This is a genomic window from Tardiphaga sp. 42S5, assembly GCF_034044155.1.
Taxonomy (GTDB): Bacteria; Pseudomonadota; Alphaproteobacteria; order Rhizobiales; family Xanthobacteraceae; genus Tardiphaga; species Tardiphaga robiniae.
In genome coordinates this window covers 3,432,499-3,458,171 of sequence record NZ_CP139027.1, presented here as the reverse complement: position 1 = coordinate 3,458,171, position 25,673 = coordinate 3,432,499, and the positions used below count along the sequence as shown (strand labels likewise).

Here is a 25,673-nt window from a genome sequence, read left to right as displayed (position 1 = left end):
GGAACTATGACTGATGCAGTTCACGGGGTGGCGCCAGCTGCCGCACGTGTCAGCGATGCCTACCGCTGGACACAACTCGCCATCGGCGTTGGCGCGATGGTGATGATCGCCAACTATCAATACGGCTGGACCTTCTTCGTCCCCGACATCCAGAAGAAGTTCGGCTGGGATCGCGCGTCGATCCAGTGGGCCTTCACCCTCTTCGTTCTGTTCGAGACCTGGCTGGTGCCGGTCGAAGGATGGTTCGTCGATAAATACGGCCCGAAGCTCGTCGTCCTTATCGGCGGCATCCTCTGCGGCATCGGCTGGGCGATCAATGCACAGGCGGAAACGCTCAACGGCTTCTATCTCGGCATGATCGTTGCGGGCATCGGCGCTGGCGGCGTCTACGGTACCTGCGTCGGCAATGCCCTGAAGTGGTTTCCTGACAAGCGCGGCCTCGCGGCTGGCATCACCGCAGCAGGCTTTGGTGCCGGCTCCGCCCTCACGGTCGCGCCGATCCAGGCCATGATCCAGGATTCCGGCTTCCAGACCGCATTTCTGTATTTCGGTCTCGGACAAGGCATCATCATCGTGATCCTCTCCTTCTTCCTGTTCGCGCCAAAGGCTGGACAGGTACCGGCGGTCACGCAGAACGCCAACGTGATCCAGACCCGCCGCAACTACGCGCCGACAGAAGTCATCCGCCATCCGATCTTCTGGCTGATGTATTTCATGTTCGTGATCGTGGGGGCCGGCGGCCTGATGGTGACGGCCAACCTGAAGCCCATTGCGGCCGACTGGAAGATCGACAACGTCCCCGTGACGCTGATGGCCGTGACGATGACTGCGGTCACCTTCGCCGCCACCATCGATCGTGTACTCAACGGTCTCACGCGTCCGTTCTTCGGCTGGATCTCCGACATGATCGGTCGCGAGAATACCATGTTCATTGCCTTCGGCATGGAAGGCGTGGGCATCTGGGCGCTGTATATGTGGGGCCACGATCCCCTGTGGTTCGTGCTGCTGTCGGGCTTCGTGTTCTTCGCATGGGGTGAGATCTACTCGCTCTTCCCATCGACGTGTACGGACACCTTCGGCTCCAAATTCGCGACAACCAATGCCGGCCTGCTCTATACGGCGAAGGGAACGGCAGCACTTCTGGTGCCGGTCGCGAACTATATGCAGCAGTCATCGGGCACGTGGGACAGCGTGTTCCTGATCGCCGCCGGTGCCAATATTCTGGCATCACTGCTCGCGATCGCAGTGCTGAAGCCTTGGCGTAAGGTCGTCGTCAGCAAGGCGCTTGCGACCTAAAAACGCAAAAAGCCTCAAGAAAACAACGCGCTCAGCCCCGGCTGGGCGCGTTTTACGTGGGCCCCGTGCTGCTCGCCAAGGCGTGATCGTCTTCACGCAACAATCGACAAAGACCTTGCATCGTGGAATATAATATACCAGCCTCCGACCAAGCGACGCCTGCGGCAATACGCCACAACCCTTAGCGACACCACGCCGCAAGGGAAAAAGCGCGCATCGGAGGAAACACGATGGCTCAACCAGACTTCACCACCGCGTCCAACCCACCCGGCAGCTTCCGCTGGATCCAACTCGTGATGGGCATCGTCTGCATGGCGATGATCGCCAATCTGCAATACGGATGGACGCTGTTCGTCGATCCCATCGACGCCAAGTATCACTGGGGTCGCGCCGCGATCCAGCTCGCCTTCACGCTGTTCGTCGTCGTAGAAACCTGGCTGGTGCCGGTCGAAGCGTGGTTCGTCGACAAATACGGTCCCCGCGTCGTCATCATGTTCGGCGGAGCCATGATCAGCCTCGCCTGGGTGCTGAACTCCTATGCGGACTCACTGGTGATGCTTTACGCTGGCGCCGTCGTCGGCGGCATCGGCGCCGGTTCGGTCTACGGCACCTGCGTCGGCAATGCTCTGAAGTGGTTTCCCGATCGCCGCGGCCTCGCTGCGGGCGCCACGGCGGCAGGCTTCGGCGCCGGCGCTGCGATCACCGTCGTGCCGATCGCGCATATGATTGCCGAGAGCGGCTATCAGCACGCCTTCTTCACCTTCGGCATCGGCCAGGGCCTGATCGTGTTCATGCTCGCCTTCTTCATGCGTCCGCCTGGGCAGGCCGTGCCGGTGACGAGGAAACAACTCAATCTGCCGCAGACCAAGACGGATTTCACACCGCCGCAAGTGCTGCGCAGCCCGATCTTCTGGGTCATGTATCTGGTCTTCGTGATGGTCGCCGCCGGTGGCTTGATGACCGCAGCGCAGATCGCGCCGATCGCCCACGACTACAACATTGCGAATTCTCCGGTGACATTGGCCGGCTTCCAGATGGCAGCACTGACCTTCGCCATCTCGCTCGATCGCATCTTTGACGGGTTCGGCCGCCCGCTCTTCGGTTGGTTGTCGGATCAGATCGGTCGTGAACACACCATGTTCATCGCCTTCGGCACCGCCGCGCTGATGCTGCTGACGCTGTCGGCCTATGGCCACAATCCGCTCGTCTTCGTACTGGCGACGGCGGTCTATTTCGGTGTGTTCGGTGAGATTTACAGTCTGTTCCCGGCGACGTCAGGCGATACGTTCGGTGCCAAATATGCCGCGACGAATAACGGCATGCTCTACACCGCAAAGGGCACGGCGGCATTGTTGGTACCACTCGCGAGCCTGATTGCAGCGAGCTATGGATGGCAGGCCGTGTTTGTGATCGCCGTTGCACTCAATGCCATGGCTGCGTTGCTCGCTTTGTTCGTTATCAAGCCGATGCGGCGCGCATTCATTCTGGGAAGCGAACCTGTGGTGACAGAAGCGGCACCGCAGAGCGCCAAAACCGCCTGATCGATCGGGCTATGCCGAGAAGGGGCGCACGCGAGTGCGCCCCTTCTTTCATGCCCAACTGGCATGCCAGACCTCCAACTGGATTCGCGGGTGCGATAGAAGCACGTCGAAAAACACGCGCCACGCAGCAATAAACGTCAGAAATACTGACTTTCTTTCTTGACCTCCGGGCTTCGATATCCTCGTTTCCGCGTTGACAACTGGCATACCGTATACCAATCTTGCGCCTACAAGATCGATCCTCAGCCGATCAGCCAAGGGAGGTTATTGCCATGCAAGTCGGAGATATCCTGCGTAGGAAGAGCACCCGTATCGCCACTGTCCGCATGAACGAGACCGTCGCCATCGCGGCGCAGTTGCTCCGGACGGGCAATATCAGCGCACTGGTCGTGAAGGACGTGTGCCGCACCGAGGGCAACACCGCTGTCGGCATGTTCTCGGAACGCGACGTGGTGCGCGCGATCGCCGAACACGGCGCCGCCGGCGTCAATCGCAAGGTCTCGGATATGATCTCGGTCCAGGAATTGATTTCCTGCCACTCGACCGACACGCTCGAACATGTGCGACACCTGATGAACAAGCATCACATTCGGCACGTCCCGGTCATCGACGATCACACGCTGATCGGTGTGATCAGCATCCGCGACATCAGCAGGGCGCTCGACCATGAGGATGCACCGCAAGCGCATGCAGCGGTCGCCTGAGGCCTAGCCTCAAGCTCACTTCGCGTTTCATACCGGTATCGACACGGACCGCCAGCGGTCCGTGATGCCAGTTCTTTTGCCTTGTCCGCGCTGCGCGCGATCGAGATCCTTCAATCGCCGAGCAGCTTGTCCGGCGTCAGCGGCAGATCGCGGACGCGTTTTCCAGTCGCGTTGAACACCGCATTGGCGATAGCGGCGGCAACACCGGCGATGCCGATCTCGCCGATCCCGCGCGCGCCCATCGGCGTGCGAGGGTCCGGAATGTCGGTCCACAACACATCGATCTCCGGCACGTCGAGATGCACGGGCACGTGATAGTCCGTCATCGACGCACTCATGATCCGCCCGTTACGTTTGTCGAGTAGCGTCTCTTCGGTGAGCGCCATACCAAGCCCCATGATCATGCCGCCGCGAAACTGGCTGGTCGCCGTCTTGGGATTAAGGATGCGGCCGCAATCGAACGCTCCAACAAGACGGGTGACCCGGACCTCGCCGGTCACCTCGCTAACGCGGAGTTCACAAAAGATGGCCGATCGGCTGTGCATGGAGAATTTCAGGATTTCGAGCGGTGCCCCGCTCTCTCCCATCGCGCTGATCTCGCTGCGCGACGCGCGCTCGAGGATCGACGCGAAGCTCTCGTAGCGCGATGGCTCGCCCATCTTGCGGAGGCCGTGATCGGCGAATTCGATCTCGTTCGCCCGCAATCCCGCCAGCGGCGTGTCGTTACCAGCCAGCCGCAGCAGATCTCCGGCCAGTTTCACGCTGGCCGCGTTGATCGCAGCGCCGAGCGAAGCTGTCTGCGATGAGCCGCCCGCAAAGCTGCCGAAAGGCAGATCGGTGTCGCCGATCCGCACGGTGACGTGATCGAGCGGCAAACCGAGACGATCCGCAGCATGCTGTCGCTGCACCGTCGCAGTGCCCATGCCCATCTCATGCGCGGCACTCGACACCGTGGCGTGGCCATTGCTGTCGATCGTGATCCGCGCCGACGTTCCGGGCATGCGCACATAGGGGAAAGAGCCGGTGGCACAGCCCATGCCGATCAGCCATTCGCCGTCCTGATGCGACTTTGGTGTCGCCGCGCGGCGATCCCAACCGAACTTTTTCGCGCCGAGCTCATAGGCCAGCGTCAGGTCACTTTGGGAATGCGGCGCACCGCTGACCGGATCGGTATCGCCGATATTGCGCAGCCTCAATGCAATCGGATCGATGCCGAGATCATGCGCGAGCTCGTCCATCGCGCTCTCGATGGCAAAGGTGCCGACTGCCTCGCCGGGCGCGCGCATGAATGTGTTGGCCAGCAGATCGAGATCGAGCGTGTGCTGCACGATATCGTAGCTCTCCGATTCATAAAGCGAGCGGCCTGACAGGGTGAAGGCCTCGTCGCAGACGCTATGCGGGGGTTTGACGGAGAAACCTTGATGCAACAGTGCCTTCAGCTTTCCGGTCGGATCGGCGGCCAGCGCCACACGCTGCTCGGTCTGGCTCCGGCCGCCGATCAATCGATGCATGCTGGCACGCGACAATGCGATCCGCACCGGCCGGCCGGCGAGTTTCGATGCGGCAGCGCCCAGGATCTGGTGATCCCACAGCGCCTTTCCACCGAAAGCGCCGCCGACGAAGGGTGAGCTGACAAAGACCTGCGTATCCTTGATGCCGAACACTTTTGCGAGCGACCCCGCGGTGCCGTTAAGCATCTGCGTCGCGTCATGCACGATCAGGCGGTCGCCTTGCCAGGCGATCGTCGCGGCATTGGGCTCGATCGGATTGTGATTGTGCCAAGGCGTTCGATAGACCGCGTCGACACTGCCCGCGGCGTTTCGAAATGCCGCGTCCGTATCGCCGCGCTTTAGTCGGTTGCGCTCGATCATCAGCGAGTCGGGCGTGGTCGCGTCAGCTTTTGCATCCTCGAACCGGGTGCGTGCCGCGGCTTGCTCGTAACGAACTACGATCAGCCACGCCGCGTGGTTCGCCTGCTCCTGGGTCTCGGCCAGCACCAGAGCGACCGTCTGCCCGTTCCAGCGGATGTCTGCATCCTGCATGATCGGGAGAATGTTGTTTCCTGCGGCCTTGAGATTGGTCATGCCGATGGGCGGCGGCAACGCCAGTTTCGGCGCATTGCGATGGGTCATGACCAACACGACGCCCGGTGCGGCTTCCGCGGCAGCAAGATCGAGTTCGGTGATCTTGCCGCGCGCGATAGTCGAATGCACGCAGGCCGCATAGACCAGCCCGTCCATTCGCACTTCCGCAGCAAAGCGTGCAACGCCCTGCACTTTGTCGGGACCATCGACCCGCGACTGCTGCGTGCCGAGGGTGACGCGCTTATCGATCAGCGGATCGCGCGTGCCGCCCGGCAGCCAGCTCGATGGCACATAGCCCATCGCCGTGCGAACACCACCGACGATCGCATTTTGCAGCTTGCTCATGCGCCTGCTCCTGTCAGATCGCCGAGAACGGCGGCCATGGTTCGCTTTGCGAGTTCGATCTTGAAGGCGTTGGCTTCGGTGGGTTTAGCCGCAGCGAGTTCGACATCGGCGGCCCGCAGGAAGTTCTCCCGGGTCGGCGCCTCGCCGCGCAGGACGTCTTCGGCCTGCACCGCGCGCCATGGCTTTGCGGCGACACCGCCCAGAGCAATCCGTACGTCCCTGATCCGGCCGTCGGCGACATCCAGCCCCGCGGCGACGGACACCAGCGCGAAAGCGTAGCTCGAGCGATCGCGGACCTTACGATAGCGCGAATTGGCTGCGACAGCGCTGGGGGATATCGCGATTGCGGTGATGAGCTCGCCGGGCCGCAAAACGGTCTCGATGTGCGGCGTCGTCCCCGGCAGTTGATGGAAATCCAGCAGCGGCACGCTGCGTGGGCCCATTGGGCCATCAAGATGCACGATTGCATCCAGCGCCGCGAGCGCCACGCACATGTCCGACGGAAGCGTCGCGATACAATGCTCGGAAGTGCCGAGGATCGCATGATTGCGGCTGAGGCCGTCGATGGCATCGCAGCCGGCTCCGGGATCACGTTTATTGCATCGTGATCCCGCAGCGTCGTAAAAATACGAGCAGCGCGTTCGTTGCATCAGGTTGCCGCCGACGGTGGCCATGTTGCGGATCTGCGCCGACGCACCGGCCAGCAGTGCGCGGGACAGCATCGGATAATGCGCGCGCACGACCGGATGCGCGGCCAGCGCGCTGTTGCGAACGGCGGCGCCGATGATCAGGCCGCCTTCGGATATCACATCGATAGTAGCAGGCAATCGGCTGACATCGACCAGCGCCGCGGGCGCTTCGATATTCTGCCGCATCAGATCGACGAGATTGGTACCGCCGCCGAGAAAGCGGCAGCGTCCGCCCTCAGCGAGCGACAGGGCTTCAGTCTGGTCGGCGGCGCGCCTATAATCGAACGGCGTCATGCGGCGTCTCCAACCAGCTGTTCTTCGATCGCTTCGACAATGCCGTGATGGGCGCCACAGCGGCACAGATTGCCGCTCATGCGCTCGCGGATTTCCTCGCGGGTGGTGCTGCCCTGCCCCGCAACGAGATCGGCGGTGACATAACTGGGATCGCCGCGGCGCATCTCGCCGAGCATCGCGACCGCTGAGCAGATCTGCCCGGGCGTGCAATAGCCGCACTGCAAGCCATCGTGCTCGATGAATGCGCGCTGCAGGGGATGCATGTCACCCTGCTTGCTCAGGCCTTCGATGGTAGTCACTGCGCACCCGTCCGCCTGCACGGCAAGTGTCAGACAGGACAGCACTCGCTCGCCATCGAGAATGACGGTACAGGCGCCGCAGGCGCCCTGATTGCAGCCCAGCTTGGTGCCGGTCAGGCCGATCCGTTCACGCAGAAGGTCGAGCAGCGAAACCCGGGGATCGTCGGGCAACGAGTAGTCCGTACCGTTGATGGCGATGGCCATGAGCGCCTCCGTCAGGAACCGGCTTACGGCCGGCGGCACGCTCAAGATAGTACGAACTTCGTAATGTTCAAGTTTCGTTGTCGGCGATTTTTTCCGTCAACCGGATCAATTCGTTACGCTCGATCGGGTCGAGTGACCGCAGCATCATCTGACAGGCCGCGCGATAGCCGGCGACCTGTTCTTCCACCACCTGCTTGCCCTTCTCGGTCGCGGTCAACGCCACGGACCGGCGATTGTCTTCGGGCCGGCGACGCTCGACCAGGGCCTTTTTGACGAGCCGGTCGATGGCAGAGGACATGGTGGTCATGGCGACATTGAGATAGCGGGCGACGTCGCCTATCAGGCAGCCGGGATTGTCACCGACAAACACCAACGTCTGCGCGTCGAGCGCATTGAGCGCGTTGTCGGCGGCCGCAGCGGCTTCGGCTACTTTGAATTTGCGCGTGAAACGTTCAAAAGCGCGCGTGAGTTGTTCGATCTGTTGCGGGGTCGGCTCGGTCATGCGCGGGAGAAAAGCATGTTCGCGCCGCGAGTTCCAGCGATCACGACGGCACGCCCCACGCATCAGACCTGCATCGGCGGCGCATGGGGCCGTATCCCGTGGCGGTAGACATTGCTGCGCCCCACCGGCATCCTTCGCCCCGAACAAGCAAGAACCATTCGGCGCCAAGCGCGTCTCCGGGGAAACAAGAGGACCATCATGATCAAGACGCGCTTTACCGAGCTTGTGGGTGTCGAACACCCGATCGTCCAGGGCGGCATGCAGTGGGTCGGCCGCGCCGAGCTCGTCGCCGCAGTGGCCAATGCCGGTGCGCTCGGCCTGATCACCGCACTGACCCAGCCGACGCCGGAAGACCTCACCAAGGAAATCGCGCGCTGCCGCGACATGACCGACAAGCCGTTCGGCGTGAACCTGACCATTCTGCCGACCATCAAGCCGCCGCCTTACGCCGAATATCGCCAGGCCATCATCGAGGCCGGGATCAAGGTGGTCGAGACTGCCGGCAACAAGCCGCAGGAACACGTCACCGAATTTAAGAAGCACGGCATCAAGGTCATTCATAAATGCACCAGCGTGCGCCACGGCCTCTCCGCCGAGCGGATGGGCGTCGATGCGGTCTCCATCGACGGCTTCGAATGCGCCGGCCATCCCGGTGAGGATGACACCCCCGGCCTGATCCTGATCCCGGCCGCGGCCGACAAGATCAAGATCCCGATGATCGCCTCGGGCGGCTTCGGCGACGGCCGCGGCCTTGTCGCCGCGCTGGCGCTTGGTGCCGAGGGCATCAATATGGGCACGCGCTTCATGTGCACCAAGGAAAGCCCGATCCATCAGCTGGTGAAGGAACGCATCGTCGCCAATGACGAGCGCGAGACCGACCTGATCTTCCGCACCATGCGCAACACCTCGCGCGTCGCCAGGAACGCGGTGAGCAAACAGGTCGTCGCCATGGAGAAGGAAGGCGCCACTTTTGAGCAGATCAAGGAACTTGTCGCCGGTGCCCGCGGCAAGCTGGTCTATTCGCACGGCGATGCCGAAGATGGCATCTGGTCGGCCGGCCAGGTCCAGGGCCTGATCCACGACATCCCGAGCTGCCAGGAACTCGTGTCGCGCATCATGCATGACGCCGAGACGATTATCCGCGCACGCTTCGAAGCCATGCTTGATGGCAGCCAGCGCCAAGCCGCTGAATAGACGGAACGGAAAGCAGAGCCATGAAAGCTTATGTCTACGGCGCCAATGGCGCTGCGATCGGTGATGCCCCGAAGCCCTCGCCCACCGGCACGCAGGTGCTGGTTAAGGTGAAAGCCTGCGGCCTTAACCGCGCCGACCTCGGCATGACCAAAGGCCATGTCCACGGCGCTGCCGGCGGCGTCGGTACGGTGCTGGGAATGGAATGGGCCGGTGAGATCGCCGAACTCGGCCCGGAGGCCAAGGGCGTCAAGGTCGGGGATCGCGTGATGGGTTCCGGCGGTGCGGCCTTCGCCGAATTCGCCGTCACCGATCACGGCCGGCTGTTCCACATGCCAGCCAGCATGACTTTCGAGGATGCCTGCACCCTGCCCGTCGCCATCACCACGATGCACAATGCGCTGGTGACCAATGGCGGACTGCAGCCCGGCCAATCCGTCCTGATCCAGGGCGCCAGCTCCGGCGTCGGCCTGATGGCGCTGCAGATCGCCAGGCTCAAGGGCGCAAAGACGGTGATCGGCTCATCCACCGACCCCGCACGTCGCGCCCGGCTGAAGGATTTTGGCGCCGACCTCGCCATCGATTCGAAGGATGCTGGCTGGGTCGATCAGGTGCTCAAGGCCACGGACGGCGACGGCGTCGATCTGATCGTCGACCAGATCTCGGGCCCCGTCGCCAACCAGAACCTGAAAGCCACGAAGGTGATGGGACGCATCGTCAATGTCGGCCGGCTCGGCGGCACGCATGGCGATTTCAATTTCGATCTCCATGCCGCCCGCCGCATCACCTATATCGGCGTGACCTTCCGCACGAGGTCACTGCAGGAGATTCGCGACATCTTCAGTGCGGTGCGTGCGGACATCTGGCCCGCTATCGAAGCCGGCCAACTGAAACTGCCGATCGACAAGGTCTACACATTCGACGACATCGGAACGGCGTTCGACCACATGGAAGCAAACAAGCATCTCGGCAAGATCGTGGTCACGTTGTAACGCGCGTTCTGCGAGTCATTGATTTCAGCGCCGCGCATGATTCTCATGCGCGGCGTTCCTGTTTCGGACTCATGCAAGTACCGAACAGTGATGAAATTCTCCGGTGGATACGATTTATTTCACGTTAACGTTTCGTTGACTCTCGACAGCCCTGGCAAAGTGGATTCTTATTGGTCTTGCGATTCGAGGTGGCGGGGCAGTTGTTTCGAGCGACGCGAGCGAGATTCTTCCGAGGGGGCTAAGTATGTCGCGTGCGCATGCGGACAACGCATGCGTCCAATCCGATTCGATCAAAGGATTGGCGCAGTCTATCGCGAAACCGGCCTATCACAGGCTGCTGATCGCAGAGCCGGCACTTCGCCGGGCCGTCCCTACACTCATCATCGCTTTTCTCATCACGATCTTCTTCGGCGCCTTCGTGCAGGTGGTCGATCAGAGCCGGCAGAAGCAGGCATCGATGAAGCGCGATCTCGCAGCGCTCGCCGATCTGCTCGCCGAGCGTCTCGAACGCAACGGCACCATCCGTCAGGATCGCTCTGCCGCCGTCGAGCGCCTGCAGAGCCTGCTGCCCAGTTTGATTCCATCCTGGGGGATCGCGGGGGGACGCCACGTCATCGTGCTGGGTGCCGATCAAAGCATTCTCGCGCGCGTGCCGATCGACCTGCCGCCGGGCGACGCCAATCGCATCCTCGACGTCCTCAGCGCAACGCAGACCATGGCTGCGCAGGGTCAACGCACCGACGTTGTCGATGTGAAGCTGCCCGACAACAGCCATGCATTGGCCACCCGTCGCATCGTCAAGGCCCTGCCGGGTCAGGTAGTTGTCATTCAGGAGAACAACGAGCCGATCTGGCGCTCGGACTCCGCGCTGTCGATCACACTCTCGGCCACCACCGGCTTCGTGGTACTGATCCTCGGCTTCGCCTTCCACTGGCAATCGACCCGTGCCCGCGAAGGCGACGCGATCAACGACGCCGTGCGTGGCCGCATCGACACCGCCCTCAACCGCGGCCGCTGCGGATTGTGGGACTGGGATCTGTCGCGCGGCCGCATCTTCTGGTCGCAGTCGATGTTCACCATGCTGGGCCTCGACAGCCGCAGCGACCTGCTGACCTTCGGCGAAGTCAACGCACTGGTACAATCCGACGACATCAACCTGTTCGAGATCGCCGATCAGTTGATTTCGTTCAAGATCGATCACATCGACCAGACCTTCCGCATGCAGCACAGCAACGGCCACTGGATCTGGCTGCAATTGCGCTGCGAACTCGCGCAGGGCCAGAACGATGGCAGCCAGCACCTGATCGGCATCGCCATCGACGTCACCGAACAGAAGAGCCTCGCCGAGAAGACCGTCGAGGCCGACGTCCGGCTGCGCGACGCCATCGAGACCATTCCCGAAGCCTTCGTGCTGTGGGACGCGGAAGATCGCCTGGTGCTCTGCAACTCGCATTTCCAGCGCCTGCACAAGCTGCCGGACTCGGCGGTGTCGCCCGGGACGTCCTACGAGACCGTGCTCGAAGTCGGCAGCATGCCCGAGGTCCGCTCGCGTCTCGCGGAATCCGGCGCTGCGGCCCCTGGCGCCCGTACCTTCGAAGCGCAGATTGAGGACGGCAGCTGGCTGCATATCAGCGAGCGCCGTACCAAGGACGGCGGCTACGTCTCCGTCGGCACCGACATCACCCGCATCAAGGAGCACGAGCACAAGCTCGTCGACAACGATCTGCGCCTTCGCGCCAGCGTCATCGATCTCAAGCACTCCCAGGCCGCGCTGGAGAAACAGGCGCTCGAACTTGCGGACCTGGCCCAGAAATATTCCGACGAGAAGAACCGCGCTGAGGAAGCCAACCAGACCAAGTCGAAATTCCTGGCCAATATGAGCCACGAACTGCGCACGCCGTTGAATGCCATCATCGGCTTCTCGGAAATCATGGGCAGCGGCATGTTCGGCAATCTCGGCTCCGACAAATATGCCGAATACTGCCACGACATTCTCACCAGCGGTCACTATCTGCTCGAAGTCATCAATGACATTCTCGATATGTCGAAGATCGAGGCAGGTCGTATGCAGCTGGACCTTGAGCCGCTCGATCTCGGACAGACACTCTCCGAAGCGCTGCGTGTCGTCTCCGGCCGCGCCGACGACAAGAATCTGACACTCAGCGCCGACATCGCGGCCGATGCACCGGTGGTGGCCGACCGCCGCGCCATCAAGCAGATCCTGGTCAATCTGCTCTCGAATGCCGTGAAGTTCACACCCGATGGCGGCCGTGTCACCGTGCGCAGCCGCGTGCTGCGCGACTCCGTCGCACTGATGATCGCCGATAGTGGCATCGGCATCGCCCCGCAGTCGCTGAAGCGTCTGGGACGCCCGTTCGAACAGGTCGAGAGCCAGCTCGCCAAGACCTATCACGGCTCGGGCCTCGGTCTGGCTATCGCCAAATCGCTGACCAACCTGCATGGCGGATCGATGAAGCTGCGCTCCAAGCTCGGCACCGGCACTGTAGTCTGCGTCACCATCCCGCTCCGCGGCAGACACAGGCCAGCGGAAATCTCCGAGGCCGCCTAGGCGTCGATTGCTTCCCGCTGACCGCGCCGAGCCAACGCCCATGGCATGACACTCAAGCGTCAAATGGCCGCTTGGGAGGCCCCCGCCCACACCTATACTAAAGGTTGCAGGTCGCTATATTGACGCGTCGACACGGGCGGTCTGGACTGGGACCGCGATTCTTTCTCGTGTGACCTATCAATTTTCAAAGCCACCATCTGCGAAGTATTTGCCAACAAGACTGCAGCGGTTGCCGATTGAAGGGAGTTCCTGAACTCACGAACCACACTGCTCTTCAGCACATGGAGGAGCAGTCCAGACAAGAGCGACACGAAGATTGTCGCCTGTTCAATAAACAAAAGCATTCCAGTGGAGGAAACGACGATGAAACTGAGCCATCTCGCCGTGGCGGCATTCTGTCTGACAGTGCCAGGCATGGCGGTCGCGCAAGACTATCCATCGAAATCCGTCACGGTGATCGTGCCTTTCACCGCCGGCGGCGCAAGCGATACGACGGCGCGCATGACCACGCAAAAGATGCAGGAAAGCTTCGGGCAGTCCTTCATCATCGAGAACAAACCCGGCGCCAACGGCTCCATCGGCGCGACACAACTCGCTCGCTCAAAGCCGGATGGCTACACACTGATGGTGGGCTCGATCGGCGTCATCGCGATCAATCCGGTGCTTTACAAGGACCCGGGCTATCACCCGCTCCAGAATTTCGATCTGCTCAGTGTCGCTGTGCGCAATCCCAACGTGCTGATCACGCGCCCCGATTTCCCGGCCAATACCGTCCAGGAACTCATCGACTATCTCAAGAAGAATCCGGACAAGGTCACGTTCGCCTCATCGGGCGTGGGCTCGTCCGACCATCTGACGGCGGTGCTGTTCTGGCAGAAGACGGGGACCACCGGTATCCATACGCCCTACAAGGGCGGCTCGCAGGCCCATACGGACCTGATGGGCGGACATGTCGACGTCTCCTTCCAGAATCTCGGCGCAGTCGCCAACTACATCCGAGGCGGCAAGATGAAAATTCTGGCCGTTACCAGTGACACGCGCTCCGATTCATTCCCGCAGACCCCAACGATGAAGGAAGTCGGCGTCGACGATCTCAATATCTATTCGTGGCAGGCCTTCGTCGCGCCCAAGGGCCTTCCGGCCGATGTGAAGACCAAGCTCGAAACATCGATCACCACCGCCCTCACCTCGCCCGATCTCAAGAAGCGGCTGACCGATAGCGGCTTCGAGGTCGTCGCTAATACGAGCGCGGAATTTCAGAGCTTCCTGGAAAAAGAACTCGCCCGCTGGAAGACGGTTGTCGAGATCGGCAAGGTCAAGCCGGAGCAGTGATAGCGCGCTCTCGTCCCGACCGGACGATCGACGAAACCCACGTCATGGAAATCGCGGCTCGCCGAGCTTCGATTTCCACGAGAACACTAACTAGCGCCTTCTACAACAAGGCGGAACACCTGCCGCACGTCGGCTTGCATATCGCGCACCCGTGCTTGCAACGAAGAGAAGTCCGGCTCGTTGCTCACCCGTGCGAGCATGCGCAACAGATCCGTGCCTGCGGTTTCCGGCTTGAACTTGTCGCTCACGCATAGCCGCAGCACCTGCGTGAGGTCGTGATAGAGCCGCACTGCCGGACGCAGCACATCGGCGGCGGCTGGCGACAGAATGCCCAGTCGCGCCGCATTCTCCAGCACCTGTTGCGTACTGATGCTGAGGATCTCGGGCTTCTCTGCCGCATGTACCAGCTGCAGATATTGCACGATGAATTCGATATCGACCATGCCACCCGCGGCATGTTTCAGGTCCCAGATATCGTCTTCGCCCTTCTCCTCGGCGATGGCCTGACGCATCTCGGCAACATCGTTGGCGATGATCGTGGTCTCACGCGGACGCGTCAGCACGTCGCGGATGACCAGTTCGATCTTCTCGCGGAACGCAGGCGTCGCCGAAATCACCCGCGCGCGCGTCAGCGCCATGTGCTCCCAGGTCCAGGCCTCGGTCTCCTGATATTCTGCGAAGGAGTCGATGCGCGACGCCAAAGGTCCTGCCCGGCCCGACGGGCGAAGCCGCATATCGACCTCGTAGAGCACGCCGTAATTGGTGCGCGTGGTGAAGGCGCTGATCAGGCGCTGCGTCAGCCGCGCAAAATACTGCGCGCCGTGCAGCGGACGCGGTCCATCGGAGTCCGGCGCGTCGTGATCGAAGTCGTAAATCAGAATCAGATCGAGATCAGATGCCGCCGTCATCTCGCGGCTGCCGAGCTTGCCCATGGCTACGATTGCGGTCTGCTGATCCTTGATGCGGCCGTGCTGGGCAACGAACTGATCGAGCACCAGCCCATGCAGCGTATGCGCGATGCCTTCGGCGACGTCGGCGAACGCAATTCCGGCCTGCTGCGCCGACACCGTGCCCGACAGAATACGCGTCCCGATCAGGAACAGGCTTTCCTGCCCGAACAGCCTTAGACGATCGAGAAACTCTTCATAGGAATTGGCGTCTTCGAGGGTCGCCGCAAGACGCGTCGACAGCTCACGCTGATCCGGCATGGCGCCGAAGAAGCGCGGATCGATGAGCCCGTCCATGATCTGCGGCTGCCGCGCCAGCATGTCACCCAGACGCGGCGCCGCGCCAAGTACAAGCGCCACCAGCGCGACGAGATCGCGGTTCTGGCTGAGCAGCGAGATCAGCCGGCCGCCGCGCTGTAACGCCTGCAGAAAGCGGTCGAACGCAACGACCGCAAGGTCGGGCTCTTCGGCATCGGCCAGTCCGACGATCAGCGAAGGCACGAATTCCATGAACGCCTGCCGCGTGCCCTCATATTTGAGCGCGCGATAGTCATCCGTCATCCAGTGCTGCACCGTCTCCGCCACCATGGCAGGCTTGCGGAAACCGAGTTTGGTGAAATGTTCGAGCAGCCGCTGATCCGTTGCCCCCGCTTTGTAGTCGATAGCCGGCAGATGGACGTTATCGGTGGGGTCGCCTTCGAACAGGCGGCCATAATGCCCCTGCACGCAATTGAGATGCCCGAGCAGATCGCTGGCAAATGACTCGCGGCTGTCATAGCCGAAGAAGCGCGCAAAGCGTTCCATGGCGCCGACGTCATCGGGCAGCGAATGAGTCTGTTCGTCGGCCACCATCTGCAGTCGATGCTCGACACGGCGCAGGAATTCATAGGCGAGCGTCAGTTCATCGCGCGCCTCAAAGGTGATCCAGTTGCTGGCAGCGAGAATATTCAGCGCCTCCAGCGTCGGCCGCACGCGCAATTCCGGATGGCGCCCGCCGGCAATCAGCTGCTGGGTCTGCGCGAAGAACTCGATCTCACGGATGCCGCCGCGCCCGACCTTGACATTATGCCCCTCGACGGAGATTTCATTCTGCCCGCGAAACGTCTGCATCTGCCGTTTCATGTCATGGACATCGGCCAGTGCGGCGAAATCAAGATGCTTGCGCCAGACGAACGGCGCGATCTCGGCCAGCAGCGCCTCGCCGGCCTTGAAATCGCCGGCGCAAGGGAACGCCTTGATCATTGCCGCGCGTTCCCATGTGCGCCCCTCGCGCTCATAGTAATGCAGCGCCGACGCGGTCGAGACCGCCACCGGCGTCGAGGCGGGATCGGGTCGCAGCCGCAGATCGACGCGGAACACATAGCCGTCGCCGGTGCGCTGCTGCAGCAGCCGCGACACGCCCTGCGCGATGCGCACGAAGAATGAATTCGGCTCGATATCCTCGGCCAGCGTATGCGCCTCGAGATCGAAGAAAACGATTAGGTCTATGTCGCTGGAATAGTTCAGTTCGCCGGCGCCCATCTTGCCCATCGCCAGCACAATCAGGCCGCTGCCCTGCTCCGGATTCTCGGGATCCGGCGGCAGGATACGCTTGCGTGCCATGTCCTGGCGCAGGAGATAGCGCACCGTCGTCTGGACGGAGGACACAGCGAGATCGGTCAGCGCCCGCGTGACGCGCATCACCGGCCAGACGCCACCGATATCGCACAACGCAATCAACAAGGCCGCTTCGGATTTCATGCGTCGCAGCAGATGCATGACATCGGGATCGCCGCCGGCGGCAGCGACATTCGCGGAGGTCTCGGCGATCAGAGTGGCGAGATACTGCTCGGGATCGCAACGCAGCAGCCGCAATGCACGTGCGGCATCGGCACGGATCAGATCGAACAGATAGGGCGACGCCTCGGCAATGCCGAGCAGGATCACTCTGGCATGCGGAAATTGGTCGGTGATCGCGCGAAATGCGGCGGCATCGTCCGGCGCGAGATCGGCGAGCCATTCGCCGAAGCGCTGCTCGGCATCGGCGGGGGCGAACAGCTGCGGTCCGCTGACGAATTGCGCGGCCAACGGAAGCTGGCCCTCGCCTGTTGCGGCTGAAGTCATGCCGACTTCTGTGGCACATTCCCCGTTTGACCCGCAAGGCCTTCGGCTGCCACTGCCGGCAGCGCCAGCGTGACCCGCAACCCTGGATGATTGTCGCCCAGCTGCAATTCACCGCCATGCAGCGTGGCCACGGCAGATGCAAGACTGAGACCGAGGCCGGAACCGGGCAATGTGCGGCTCGCTTCCAGCCGCACGAAGCGCTCTATCGCATGTTTCCGGTCGGCTTCGGGAATGCCGGGACCATGATCGGACACGCTGAGCAGCACCTGATCGCCCTCGCGCCGCGCCTCGATCACGATGTCCTTGGCGGCCGCAGCGCCCGCGCTATCGGCATTCTCGTCCGTGATCGCAGGTTTGCCATATTTGATCGCGTTTTCGACGAGATTGGCGAGCGCCTGGCTGATCAGTTCACGATTGCCACGCAGCGGCGCAGCCGCGGTCTTGACGGTCAGCGTAAGATCGCTGTCTTCAGCAAGCGGTTCATAGAGCTCGTGGATGCCCTCGGCCACTTCAGCAGCGTCGAAATTGTCCATATTGCCGCGCGCCTGTCCTGATTCAGCACGTGCGATCATCAGCAGCGCATTGAAGGTCCGGATCAGGCCATCGGATTCCTCAATGGTGCGTTCCAGCGCCGCGCGATATTCGGCCTCGTTGCTGGATCGTGCCAGCGCCTCCTCGGCCCGATTGCGCAGCCGCGTGAGCGGCGTCTTGAGGTCATGGGCGATATTGTCCGAGACTTCCTTCAGTCCTGTCATCAGCGCTTCAATGCGCTCCAACATGGCATTGAGATTTTCCGCGAGACGGTCGAGTTCGTCGCCGCTGCGTCCGACCGGCAGACGGCCGGAGAGATCGCCCGCCATGATACGCTGGGTGGTGCCGGTCATGGCGTCGATCCGCCGCAGCACGCGGCTGGCGACGAAGATGCCGCCGCCGAGTCCAAGGACAACGACGATCAACACCGACCACTTCGCGGCATCGCCGACGATGTCGAACAGGCGCCGGCGTTCCTCGAGATCATGGCCGATCAGCAGCCGGAAGCCGCTGCTCAATTGCGTCACCTTCACCAGAGCGCGATGGTTGGACGAGTCGGGATCGTCGAGCCGGCGATAGGCGGTCTCGGACCAGCCCGTGGTCGCCATCACGCCGGGCGCCAGTGAGGACACGTTGCCGGCGATGGATTGACCCGCCGGTGTCGTGATCAGATAGAGGTTGGCGCCAGGACGCAGCGCCCGGTTCTCGATGGCGCCAACGATTCCCCGCAAGCCGCGCCGCCCGAACAGATCGCTCAGCTCGGTCATTTCGTCATCGACCGTGGTCGTGATCTGATCGTTGATCAGCCGGTGTGTATTCCAGGCGAAATAGCCGAGCAGCGATGCTGCAAACAGCGCGAACAGCAGCAGATAGGCCAACGTCAACCGGAAGGCCGTCGTGCGAAACAGTTTACCGATAGCCGTCACGGGTCACGCTCGGGACGTGCGGAAATGGAAGGTTCTGGACGTCATCCCCTGTTCTAGCAGGCGCAAGCTGCAACAAACAGGGCGGGAATATGAGATGTTGGTAATGTCGCCCGACTGCAGGAATTTTATCTTTCAGCCAGGTTCACTCCGGAAGGCCGGCTTTTCGCAGGCCCTCCGATGCCAGTGCGAAGTCCTGCGGTCGCCGCACCAGCAGCCAGTCGTCAATATTGCTGAGCCGCAATGTGGGATCGAGCCGGCGCACATGGCCCATCGCCTCGCGCGCCTCTTCCATTCGCCCACCCAGAGCATGCGCGGCCGCCTGAAATGCAGCAACACGGAGAATGTTCGGCACCTCGCGCGACGCCTCCCGCAAGCAATCGAGCGCGGTATCAAAGCGTCGCGAATAGAGATGCGACATCGCGATTCCCGTATGCATCTGGAATGTCTCGGGATCGAGCGGACTGAGCCGCATGGCGCGTGAAAAATAGGCGATGGCCTCGTCGTGCTCGCCAAGCGAAACGCGTTGATAGCCCCCGAGATACCAGATCGTCGAGAGATTGGGATTGAGCACCAGCGCACGATCGACATAGGCGACGCAGGCATGCAGGTCGCCGCCGAAATGCGGCCAGGCATGGCCGCCGCGTGTCAGCGCTACCGCGTCGTTCTTGCCGAGGGTGACGGCGCGTTCGGCAAGCCGCGCCGCTTCACGCCCGTCAACCACACGATCGGAAAGCCAGCGGTTCATCTTGCGCCAGTAGAAGCATCCCGCGGCCATCCCATAGGCGGCAGCGAAGTCGGGATCGAGCTCGATGGCTTTGTAGAAATTCGCCAATGCCGCATCGATTCCATCGCGCGTCGACACATGAAAATTCGCCAGTCCGCGCAGGTAGTAATCATAGGCGTCGAGGCTTTCGGTCGGCTTCCGTTTGGCGCGTTCGATCTCCGCAAATTCAAGCTGCGGCGCGATGGCGCCCACGACGCTTTCCGTGACCTGATCCTGCAGATCGAAGATGTCATCGACGACACTCTCGAAGCGCTCGCCCCACAGATGCATGCCCGTGGTGGTATCGACGAGCTGTCCGGTGATGCGCACGCGGTTCGCCACACGGCGCACGCTGCCTTCCAGTACATAGCGCACGCCAAGTTCGCGCCCGACCTCGCGGACGTCCACGGCACGGCCTTTAAACGTGAAACTGGAATTGCGGGCGATGACGAACAGCCAGCGAAGCCGCGACAGCGCGAGGATGATGTCCTCGACCATGCCATCGACGAAATAGTCCTGCTGCGGATCGCCGCTCAGATTGAGGAACGGCAATACTGCGATTGACGGCCGATCGGGCAACGTCAGCGCGGCGTCCGGGTTCACCGTCGATGTGGCGTGATCGGCAACCGCCGCATCAGACTGCGCCGGCATTGCCGTCTCGGTCACATCGCCAACGAAGCGAAAGCCCTTGCGCGCCACCGTCTTCAGCAGCCGCTGTTCATCCCCGCTATCGCCCAGCGCCTTGCGTACCGCATTGATGTGACTGGCCAGCGTCGATTCGGACACGATCCGTCCCGCCCACACGGCATCGAGAAGGGCATCCTTGCTGACGACGTGGTCGCGGTTCTTCACCAGATGCAGCAGCAGGTCGAAAGCCTGCGGCGTGATCGCCACCTTGTCGCTGCCATGCGACAACTCTCTGCGGTCGGGATCGAGGACATAGCCTGCGAACAGATACGGCACTCGGCGCTCCATGACTGCCTGCGTTTTCGGCCGGCGGCAATGAACCGTCAAGACCTTCAGGAGGCAACAGAACCGACCCCACAACTGGCCTGTCGCGCGCCATCGGCGGTGACGTGCCAGCCGGCCCTTTCTGAACGAACATCCAAGCGAAACTCAAGAGAAAACGAAGATTGCGGCAAAGTCTTCCTGTGCGCCGCGGCGCATGGTCCGCCCACACGATCGTCACCGTGTGAAAGGGAGAAAATAACATGAAAATCGTCGTCATCGGAGGTAGCGGCCTCATCGGTACGCAGGTCGTGAGCGGCTTGAGGAAGCTGGGCCACAAGGTCTTCGCCGCCTCGCCGTCGACGGGCGTCAACACCCTGACGCGGGAAGGACTGGCCGAGGCCATGTCCGGGACAAACGTCGTCATCGACGTGGCGAATTCGCCATCATTCGAGGACGGGCCGGTGATGGAATTCTTCCAGACATCCAGCCGCAACCTGCTCGCGGCGGAAAAAGCCGCAGACGTCCAGCATCATCTGGCCCTGTCTGTGGTCGGGACCGAGCGCCTTCAGGCCAGCGGCTACTTCCGCGCCAAGCTGGCCCAGGAAGATCTCATCAAGGCGTCCGGAATGCCCTACACGATCCTGCGGGCGACGCAGTTCTTCGAATTCATCCCCGCCATCGTGCAAGGCGGCGTGGACGGCGACGTGATTCGCCTGGCGCCGGCCCTGATCCAGCCCATCGCATCTGCGGACGTGGCAGCCGCCATGGTGGACCTTGCCCTGGGCACCCCAGTGAACGGCGTCGTCGAGGTGGCCGGGCCCGAACCGCTCCCGCTCGACGCACTCGGGCGCAAATATCTGACGGCAAAGCAGGACCCACGCCAGGTCATCGCCGACATCCACGTGGGTTATTTCGGCACGCCGATCAACGATCGCTCCCTGACGCCCGATGCCGGCGCGCGCATCGGAGCGATCCATCTCGACGACTGGCTCAAGGGCTGATCGACGCAAGCTGCCTCTCCGCCAACCAAGGACCGACCATGACCGACGACGTTCCGCGCTCGATACCCTCCCGCCGCGATCTGCTCGCAGCTGCCGCCATCACTGCGATCACTGCCGGCTTGCCCTCGATCGCCGAGGGCAAGGCCGGCGACAAGCCAACCAAACCTCACGCTCACAAAGGACATCGCACCATGAGCACCATCACCACAAAGGACGGCACCGAAATCTATTACAAGGACTGGGGCAAGGGCCCGGTCGTTACCTTCTCCCATGGCTGGCCGCTCAACGCGGACGCGTGGGACGGCCAGATGCTGTTTCTCGCCCAGCATGGCTACCGTGTCGTAGCCCATGACCGCCGCGGTCATGGCCGCTCCAGCCAGGCCTCGAACAACAATGACATGAACGGCTATGCCGACGATCTCGCCGCAGTCATCGAGACGCTCGATCTGAAGGACGCGACGCTGGTCGGCCATTCCACGGGCGGCGGCGAAGTCGCACGCTACATCGGCCGCCACGGCACCAAGCGCGTGAAGAAGGCGGTGCTGATCGCGGCGGTGCCGCCGATCATGCTGAAGACACCAGCCAATCCGGAAGGACTGCCGATCGAGGTGTTCGACGGCATCCGCGCCGGTGTCGCGGGCGACCGCTCACAATACTACAAGGATTTGGCGATCGCCTTCTACGGCGCCAACCGGCCCGGCGCGAAAGTCTCGCAGGGGACGCTGGATCAGTTCTGGCTGTGGAGCATGCAGGCTGGCGCGAAGAACGCCTATGAGAGCGTGAAGGCGTTCTCGGAGACGGATTTCACGGAAGACCTGAAGAAGTTCGACATCCCTACCCTCGTCCTGCATGGCGAGGACGATCAGATCGTGCCCGTGAAGGACTCCGCGGTGAAATCAGCCAAGCTGATCAAGGGTGCCAAGGATGTCTATTATCCCGGCGCACCGCACGGCATCACGGCGACTCATGCAGATCAGGTCAATGCCGAACTGCTGAAATTCCTGAAGAGCTAGCACAAGCAACCTTCACGGTCCGGCAGAGCGAGGCGACGAACATGCAACAGATCAATGACAGGCAACTGGCGGGAGTAACCGTCCCCGATACGGCCATCATCGCCAGCGCGATCGACCACGCCCGGAACAGTTGCGAACCGTACCTGTTCAACCATGTCGTCAGGTCATGGTTGTTTGCGGTGCGGCTCGCTCAACTGCAGAACATCGAGCACGACGGCGAGGTTCTCGCCGTCGCAGCACTGCTGCATGACATCACGCTCAATGAACGCTTCGCCGGGCCGCGTCGCTTCGAAGTAGAAGGCGCCGACCTCGCGCGTCTCTTTGCACGGGAGCATGGCTTCGACCGAAGCCGTGCACAGTTGATCTGGGATAGCGTTGCGCTCAATTCCACGCCGTCGATTGGGCTGTTCAAGGAAGCCGAAGTCGCACTCTGCACCGCCGGCATCTGCTTCGATGTCGTCGGCTTGCAGTATGAGCTTATTCCGCCGAGCGAAGTTGCGGCAATTGTCGCGGAATTTCCACGTTTGGGAATGAAACAGAAAATGACTCGCTGCTTCTGCCATATCGCCCGGACCCAACCCGGCACCACTTACGACAACTTCATTCGCGATTTCGGCGAACGTTTCGTTGCGGGCTACAAGGCAAGCTCCGTCGTCGAACTGGTGATCAACGCGCCGTTCGACGAAGAACAGCCATAGATGCGCGACGGGGCCGCCGCTTACTTCATGCCGTCGCGGACCATATAGCCGGCGCCGCGGATGGTATGCAGCAGCGGACGCTCAAAGCCCTTGTCGATCTTCGAGCGCAGGCGCGAGATGTGGACGTCGATCACGTTGGTTTGCGGATCGAAATGATAATCCCAGACGTTTTCCAGCAGCATGGTGCGGGTGACCACCTGCCCGGCATGTTTCATGAGATATTCGAGCAGCCGGAATTCGCGAGGCTGCAGGATCAGTTCCTGGCCACCGCGCGTCACGCCATGGGACAGCCGGTCGAGTTCGAGATCACCGACGCGATAGGTCGTTTCTTCAGCGGGACCACCCTGGCGGCGCGACAGCACTTCGACGCGCGCGAGCAGCTCCGCGAATGAATAAGGCTTCGGCAGATAGTCGTCACCGCCGGCGCGCAGGCCCTTGATGCGGTCGTCGACCTGGCCCAGCGCCGAGAGGATCAGTGCCGGCGTCCGGTTACCCTTGTCGCGCAGGCCGCCGATGACGGAGAGTCCATCGCGCTTCGGCAACATGCGATCGACCACCAGCACGTCGTAATCGCCGGAATCGGCGAGCGCGAAACCTTCCTCGCCATCGCTGGCGTGATCGGCCACATGGCCGACCTCACGGAAAGCCTTGACCAGATAGTCGGCGGATTCGCGGTCGTCTTCGATGATGAGCAGACGCATCTGGGGATCGGATTCGCTGTGGATCTTGTGAGTCTCGGTCACCATGGCGCGCACCGGGCTTTCATGCAAGGCGGCGGAATGCCCGCCGGTTATCCTTCGGAGCAGAAAGAAGAATAGGCGGTGAAGCTGGGGGAAACTTCACCGCCCATTGGCCTTTCAACGGAGGGGGGCGTTTTCCATCGAAAGGAAGCAGCGGGAGCGAGTTTGTGGCTCGCCCCCTGGAAAGAGCCGTCAGCGGGGGCGACTATGCCGGCGACACTCTCCGTTCATGTGCGGTGATCAGCTCTTCGCGAGGGGAACGGCCACGAACTTCGATGAGCCGTTCGAGCGAACCCTGATCAGCACGCTGTTCTTGTTGTCGTTGTGCGCGGCAACAATCGCCTCGCGCACATCGCCGGGATTGGTTACGCTCTTGCCGGCGACTTCGAGAATGACGTCGCCTTCCTTGAAGCCACGCTCGGCAGCGGCGCTCTTCGGATCGACGCCGGTCACGACCACGCCGTCCTTGCCGGCACCGGCGACACTGCTCGCGGGCGAGACCGTGAGGCCGAGCCGCGGCACGTCGCTGCCGCGCGATGACGATCCCTTGTCACCGCTATCGACATCGGCCTTCGCCTCTATCGTGTTCGGCAACTGGCCGAGGGTCATGGACAGAACCTTGTCCTCCCCCTTGTGCAGCACGTTGATCTTCACCGTGTTGCCCGGCGCGAAGCCGCCAATGGTGCGGGCGAGTTCGCGTGCATCCTTCACCGGCGTGCCATTCACCGCGGTGATGACGTCACCCGACTTGATGCCGGCCTTGGCTGCCGGACCATCGGCCTGCGGCTCGGCGACCAGCGCACCTTCCGCCTTCTTCAGGCCGAGACTGTCGGCGATATCCTGGGTCACCGGCTGAATCTGCACGCCGATCCAGCCACGCGAGACCGAACCCTTGTCCTTGAGCTGCGCCACCACCGTCTTCACGGTCGAGGCCGGGATCGAGAACGCGATGCCGACGCTGCCGCCCGAAGGCGAATAGATGGCGGTGTTGACGCCCATCACTTCGCCCGACGTATCGAAAGCCGGACCACCCGAATTGCCCTTGTTCACGGGCGCATCGATCTGGATGAAATCGTCATACGGACCGCTGCCGATGTCGCGACCCGAGGCCGAGACGATGCCTGCGGTCACGGTGCCGCCGAGTCCGAACGGGTTGCCGACTGCCAGCACCCAGTCGCCGATCCGCGGCTTGCCGTCAGCAAGCTTGGCGAACGGGAAATCGGTGCGGCCCTCGACCTTGATCAGCGCCAGATCGGTGCGCGGATCGGTGCCGATCACCTTGGCCGAATAGGTCTTGCCGTCGTCGGTCGAGACCTCGACCTTGTCGGCGCCATCGACCACGTGATTGTTGGTTACGGCGAAACCGTCAGCCGAGATGAAGAAGCCCGAGCCCTGACCGCTCACGACGCCACGGCCGCCGCCGCGCGGACCACCGCGCATGCCTGGGGGCACGCCGTCCTGGCCGAAGCGCTTGAAGAAGCGCTCCATCGGGGAGCCCGGCTGGAACGGCGAGTCGCCGTTGTTGTCGTCATCCTTCGATGCGACCTTTTCCTTCATGTTGACCTTGACCGAGATCACCGATGGCTTCACGCGCTCGACGATATCGGCGAAGCCGACCGGCTGCGCGGCCTGCGACTTGACCTGCTTGTCGACCTGCGCGTGCGCAGTGGTGGTGAAGATGTCGACCGGACCGTTGGAGGGCGACAGGCCATAAGCGGCAACACCAAGGCCCGCAACGACCGACGCCATCAACGCGAATTTACGCGCAGAGAACAGCGAGCGGCGGGGTGCCTTGTAGGACGGCAATTCGGAAAAATCGGTGGGGCGGTCGGACATCGAGAAAATCTCCAGAGCAACGGCGCGGGGGCAAGGCGCCTTGTGTGATCTGAAGATGGAGGTTTCCACCTTACCGCGGGCTGGCAGGGGAATTAAGGTTTGGTAATCTGGCAGATACAGGT

The 25,673-nt window shown here is 62.2% G+C and carries 19 protein-coding genes; 10 read left to right on the top strand and 9 right to left on the bottom strand.

Going from position 1 to position 25,673, the window contains the following annotated elements; translation table 11 throughout:
* Positions 1-6: 6 nt before the first annotated feature.
* The 3 genes from oxlT (SFY93_RS15925) (at position 7) to SFY93_RS15915 (ending at position 3,541) form a co-directional block, all read left to right on the top strand.
* Positions 7-1,296, top strand: a complete 1,290-nt coding sequence (gene oxlT, locus SFY93_RS15925; protein ID WP_320443806.1) for an oxalate/formate MFS antiporter — start codon at positions 7-9, stop codon at positions 1,294-1,296.
* Between the two features lie 230 nt (positions 1,297-1,526).
* Positions 1,527-2,837: an oxalate/formate MFS antiporter gene (gene oxlT, locus SFY93_RS15920; protein ID WP_320443805.1), complete on the top strand. Its 1,311-nt coding sequence runs from the start codon at positions 1,527-1,529 to the stop codon at positions 2,835-2,837.
* Positions 2,838-3,109: 272 nt separating this feature from the next.
* A complete protein-coding gene (locus SFY93_RS15915) occupies positions 3,110-3,541 on the top strand; it encodes a CBS domain-containing protein (protein ID WP_089267110.1) in 432 nt (143 codons plus the stop codon).
* A 110-nt stretch (positions 3,542-3,651) separates the two neighbouring features.
* On the opposite strand, the gene SFY93_RS15910 is transcribed toward SFY93_RS15915, so the two are convergent.
* The 4 genes from SFY93_RS15910 to SFY93_RS15895 all read right to left on the bottom strand — a co-directional run bounded on the left by SFY93_RS15910 (position 3,652) and on the right by SFY93_RS15895 (position 8,198).
* A complete protein-coding gene (locus SFY93_RS15910) occupies positions 3,652-5,925 on the bottom strand; it encodes a xanthine dehydrogenase family protein molybdopterin-binding subunit (protein ID WP_414717145.1) in 2,274 nt (757 codons plus the stop codon).
* A 41-nt stretch (positions 5,926-5,966) separates the two neighbouring features.
* A complete protein-coding gene (locus SFY93_RS15905) occupies positions 5,967-6,953 on the bottom strand; it encodes an FAD binding domain-containing protein (protein ID WP_320443803.1) in 987 nt (328 codons plus the stop codon).
* Entirely contained in the window at positions 6,950-7,456 is a 507-nt protein-coding gene (locus SFY93_RS15900; protein ID WP_320443802.1) for a (2Fe-2S)-binding protein, read from the bottom strand. Before SFY93_RS15900 ends, SFY93_RS15905 begins: the two co-directional genes overlap by 4 nt.
* Positions 7,457-7,523: 67 nt before the next feature.
* Positions 7,524-8,198 carry a MarR family winged helix-turn-helix transcriptional regulator gene (locus SFY93_RS15895; protein WP_320443801.1) on the bottom strand — a complete coding sequence of 225 codons (675 nt, stop codon included), beginning with the start codon at positions 8,196-8,198 and terminating at the stop codon, positions 7,524-7,526.
* Here SFY93_RS15895 and SFY93_RS15890 point away from each other — a divergent pair.
* From SFY93_RS15890 to SFY93_RS15875, 4 genes are all read left to right on the top strand, one after another.
* Complete coding sequence (locus SFY93_RS15890; protein ID WP_320443800.1) at positions 8,157-9,152, top strand: NAD(P)H-dependent flavin oxidoreductase; 996 nt, start codon at positions 8,157-8,159, stop codon at positions 9,150-9,152. The two genes, SFY93_RS15895 and SFY93_RS15890, sit on opposite strands and share 42 nt — an antisense overlap.
* 20 nt (positions 9,153-9,172) lie before the next feature.
* A complete protein-coding gene (locus tag SFY93_RS15885; RefSeq protein ID WP_320443799.1) occupies positions 9,173-10,141 on the top strand; it encodes a zinc-binding dehydrogenase in 969 nt (322 codons plus the stop codon).
* 244 nt (positions 10,142-10,385) lie between these two features.
* Positions 10,386-12,710 carry a PAS domain-containing sensor histidine kinase gene (locus tag SFY93_RS15880; RefSeq protein ID WP_320443798.1) on the top strand — a complete coding sequence of 775 codons (2,325 nt, stop codon included), beginning with the start codon at positions 10,386-10,388 and terminating at the stop codon, positions 12,708-12,710.
* A gap of 363 nt (positions 12,711-13,073) precedes the next feature.
* Complete coding sequence (locus SFY93_RS15875; RefSeq protein WP_320443797.1) at positions 13,074-14,042, top strand: Bug family tripartite tricarboxylate transporter substrate binding protein; 969 nt, start codon at positions 13,074-13,076, stop codon at positions 14,040-14,042.
* Between the two features lie 86 nt (positions 14,043-14,128).
* Here SFY93_RS15875 and SFY93_RS15870 read toward each other — a convergent pair whose 3' ends face one another.
* From SFY93_RS15870 to SFY93_RS15860, 3 genes are all read right to left on the bottom strand, one after another.
* Complete coding sequence (locus tag SFY93_RS15870; RefSeq protein WP_320443796.1) at positions 14,129-17,092, bottom strand: bifunctional [glutamine synthetase] adenylyltransferase/[glutamine synthetase]-adenylyl-L-tyrosine phosphorylase; 2,964 nt, start codon at positions 17,090-17,092, stop codon at positions 14,129-14,131.
* Positions 17,089-18,549 carry a sensor histidine kinase gene (locus SFY93_RS15865; RefSeq protein ID WP_320443795.1) on the bottom strand — a complete coding sequence of 487 codons (1,461 nt, stop codon included), beginning with the start codon at positions 18,547-18,549 and terminating at the stop codon, positions 17,089-17,091. The genes SFY93_RS15870 and SFY93_RS15865 overlap by 4 nt, the downstream gene beginning before the upstream one ends.
* Positions 18,550-18,691: 142 nt before the next feature.
* Positions 18,692-20,275 carry a winged helix-turn-helix domain-containing tetratricopeptide repeat protein gene (locus tag SFY93_RS15860; RefSeq protein WP_320447782.1) on the bottom strand — a complete coding sequence of 528 codons (1,584 nt, stop codon included), beginning with the start codon at positions 20,273-20,275 and terminating at the stop codon, positions 18,692-18,694.
* A gap of 248 nt (positions 20,276-20,523) precedes the next feature.
* Between SFY93_RS15860 and SFY93_RS15855 the strand changes: the two genes are divergently transcribed.
* The 3 genes from SFY93_RS15855 to SFY93_RS15845 are packed head-to-tail and all read left to right on the top strand — an operon-like array spanning position 20,524 to position 22,975.
* Positions 20,524-21,264: an SDR family oxidoreductase gene (locus SFY93_RS15855; RefSeq protein WP_320443794.1), complete on the top strand. Its 741-nt coding sequence runs from the start codon at positions 20,524-20,526 to the stop codon at positions 21,262-21,264.
* A gap of 38 nt (positions 21,265-21,302) precedes the next feature.
* The gene (locus SFY93_RS15850) at positions 21,303-22,277 is read left to right on the top strand and encodes an alpha/beta fold hydrolase (RefSeq protein WP_414716925.1); all 975 of its coding nucleotides are present in this window, start codon (positions 21,303-21,305) and stop codon (positions 22,275-22,277) included.
* A 41-nt stretch (positions 22,278-22,318) separates the two neighbouring features.
* Positions 22,319-22,975, top strand: coding sequence for an HD domain-containing protein (locus SFY93_RS15845; protein WP_320443793.1), 657 nt, complete (start codon positions 22,319-22,321; stop codon positions 22,973-22,975).
* Positions 22,976-22,995: 20 nt separating this feature from the next.
* Here SFY93_RS15845 and SFY93_RS15840 read toward each other — a convergent pair whose 3' ends face one another.
* Positions 22,996-23,676 (bottom strand): response regulator transcription factor, encoded by a 681-nt coding sequence (locus SFY93_RS15840; protein WP_068730718.1) that lies wholly within the window; start codon positions 23,674-23,676, stop codon positions 22,996-22,998.
* A gap of 279 nt (positions 23,677-23,955) precedes the next feature.
* The gene (locus tag SFY93_RS15835; RefSeq protein ID WP_175367418.1) at positions 23,956-25,551 is read right to left on the bottom strand and encodes a Do family serine endopeptidase; all 1,596 of its coding nucleotides are present in this window, start codon (positions 25,549-25,551) and stop codon (positions 23,956-23,958) included.
* Between the last annotated feature and the right edge of the window lie 122 nt (positions 25,552-25,673).

What these genes read in the sequence shown, in the direction of transcription:
- SFY93_RS15835 (WP_175367418.1), bottom strand. Translation starts at nt 25,551, where the DNA reads ATGTCCGACCGCCCCACCGATTTTTCCGAATTGCCGTCCTACAAGGCA.
- SFY93_RS15850 (WP_414716925.1), top strand. Translation starts at nt 21,303, where the DNA reads ATGACCGACGACGTTCCGCGCTCGATACCCTCCCGCCGCGATCTGCTC.
- SFY93_RS15905 (WP_320443803.1), bottom strand. Translation starts at nt 6,953, where the DNA reads ATGACGCCGTTCGATTATAGGCGCGCCGCCGACCAGACTGAAGCCCTG.
- SFY93_RS15880 (WP_320443798.1), top strand. Translation starts at nt 10,386, where the DNA reads ATGTCGCGTGCGCATGCGGACAACGCATGCGTCCAATCCGATTCGATC.
- SFY93_RS15840 (WP_068730718.1), bottom strand. Translation starts at nt 23,676, where the DNA reads ATGCGTCTGCTCATCATCGAAGACGACCGCGAATCCGCCGACTATCTG.
- SFY93_RS15845 (WP_320443793.1), top strand. Translation starts at nt 22,319, where the DNA reads ATGCAACAGATCAATGACAGGCAACTGGCGGGAGTAACCGTCCCCGAT.
- SFY93_RS15910 (WP_414717145.1), bottom strand. Translation starts at nt 5,925, where the DNA reads ATGGGCTATGTGCCATCGAGCTGGCTGCCGGGCGGCACGCGCGATCCG.
- oxlT (WP_320443805.1), top strand. Translation starts at nt 1,527, where the DNA reads ATGGCTCAACCAGACTTCACCACCGCGTCCAACCCACCCGGCAGCTTC.
- oxlT (WP_320443806.1), top strand. Translation starts at nt 7, where the DNA reads ATGACTGATGCAGTTCACGGGGTGGCGCCAGCTGCCGCACGTGTCAGC.
- SFY93_RS15890 (WP_320443800.1), top strand. Translation starts at nt 8,157, where the DNA reads ATGATCAAGACGCGCTTTACCGAGCTTGTGGGTGTCGAACACCCGATC.
- SFY93_RS15855 (WP_320443794.1), top strand. Translation starts at nt 20,524, where the DNA reads ATGAAAATCGTCGTCATCGGAGGTAGCGGCCTCATCGGTACGCAGGTC.
- SFY93_RS15875 (WP_320443797.1), top strand. Translation starts at nt 13,074, where the DNA reads ATGAAACTGAGCCATCTCGCCGTGGCGGCATTCTGTCTGACAGTGCCA.
- SFY93_RS15870 (WP_320443796.1), bottom strand. Translation starts at nt 17,092, where the DNA reads ATGACTTCAGCCGCAACAGGCGAGGGCCAGCTTCCGTTGGCCGCGCAA.
- SFY93_RS15900 (WP_320443802.1), bottom strand. Translation starts at nt 7,456, where the DNA reads ATGGCCATCGCCATCAACGGTACGGACTACTCGTTGCCCGACGATCCC.
- SFY93_RS15885 (WP_320443799.1), top strand. Translation starts at nt 9,173, where the DNA reads ATGAAAGCTTATGTCTACGGCGCCAATGGCGCTGCGATCGGTGATGCC.
- SFY93_RS15915 (WP_089267110.1), top strand. Translation starts at nt 3,110, where the DNA reads ATGCAAGTCGGAGATATCCTGCGTAGGAAGAGCACCCGTATCGCCACT.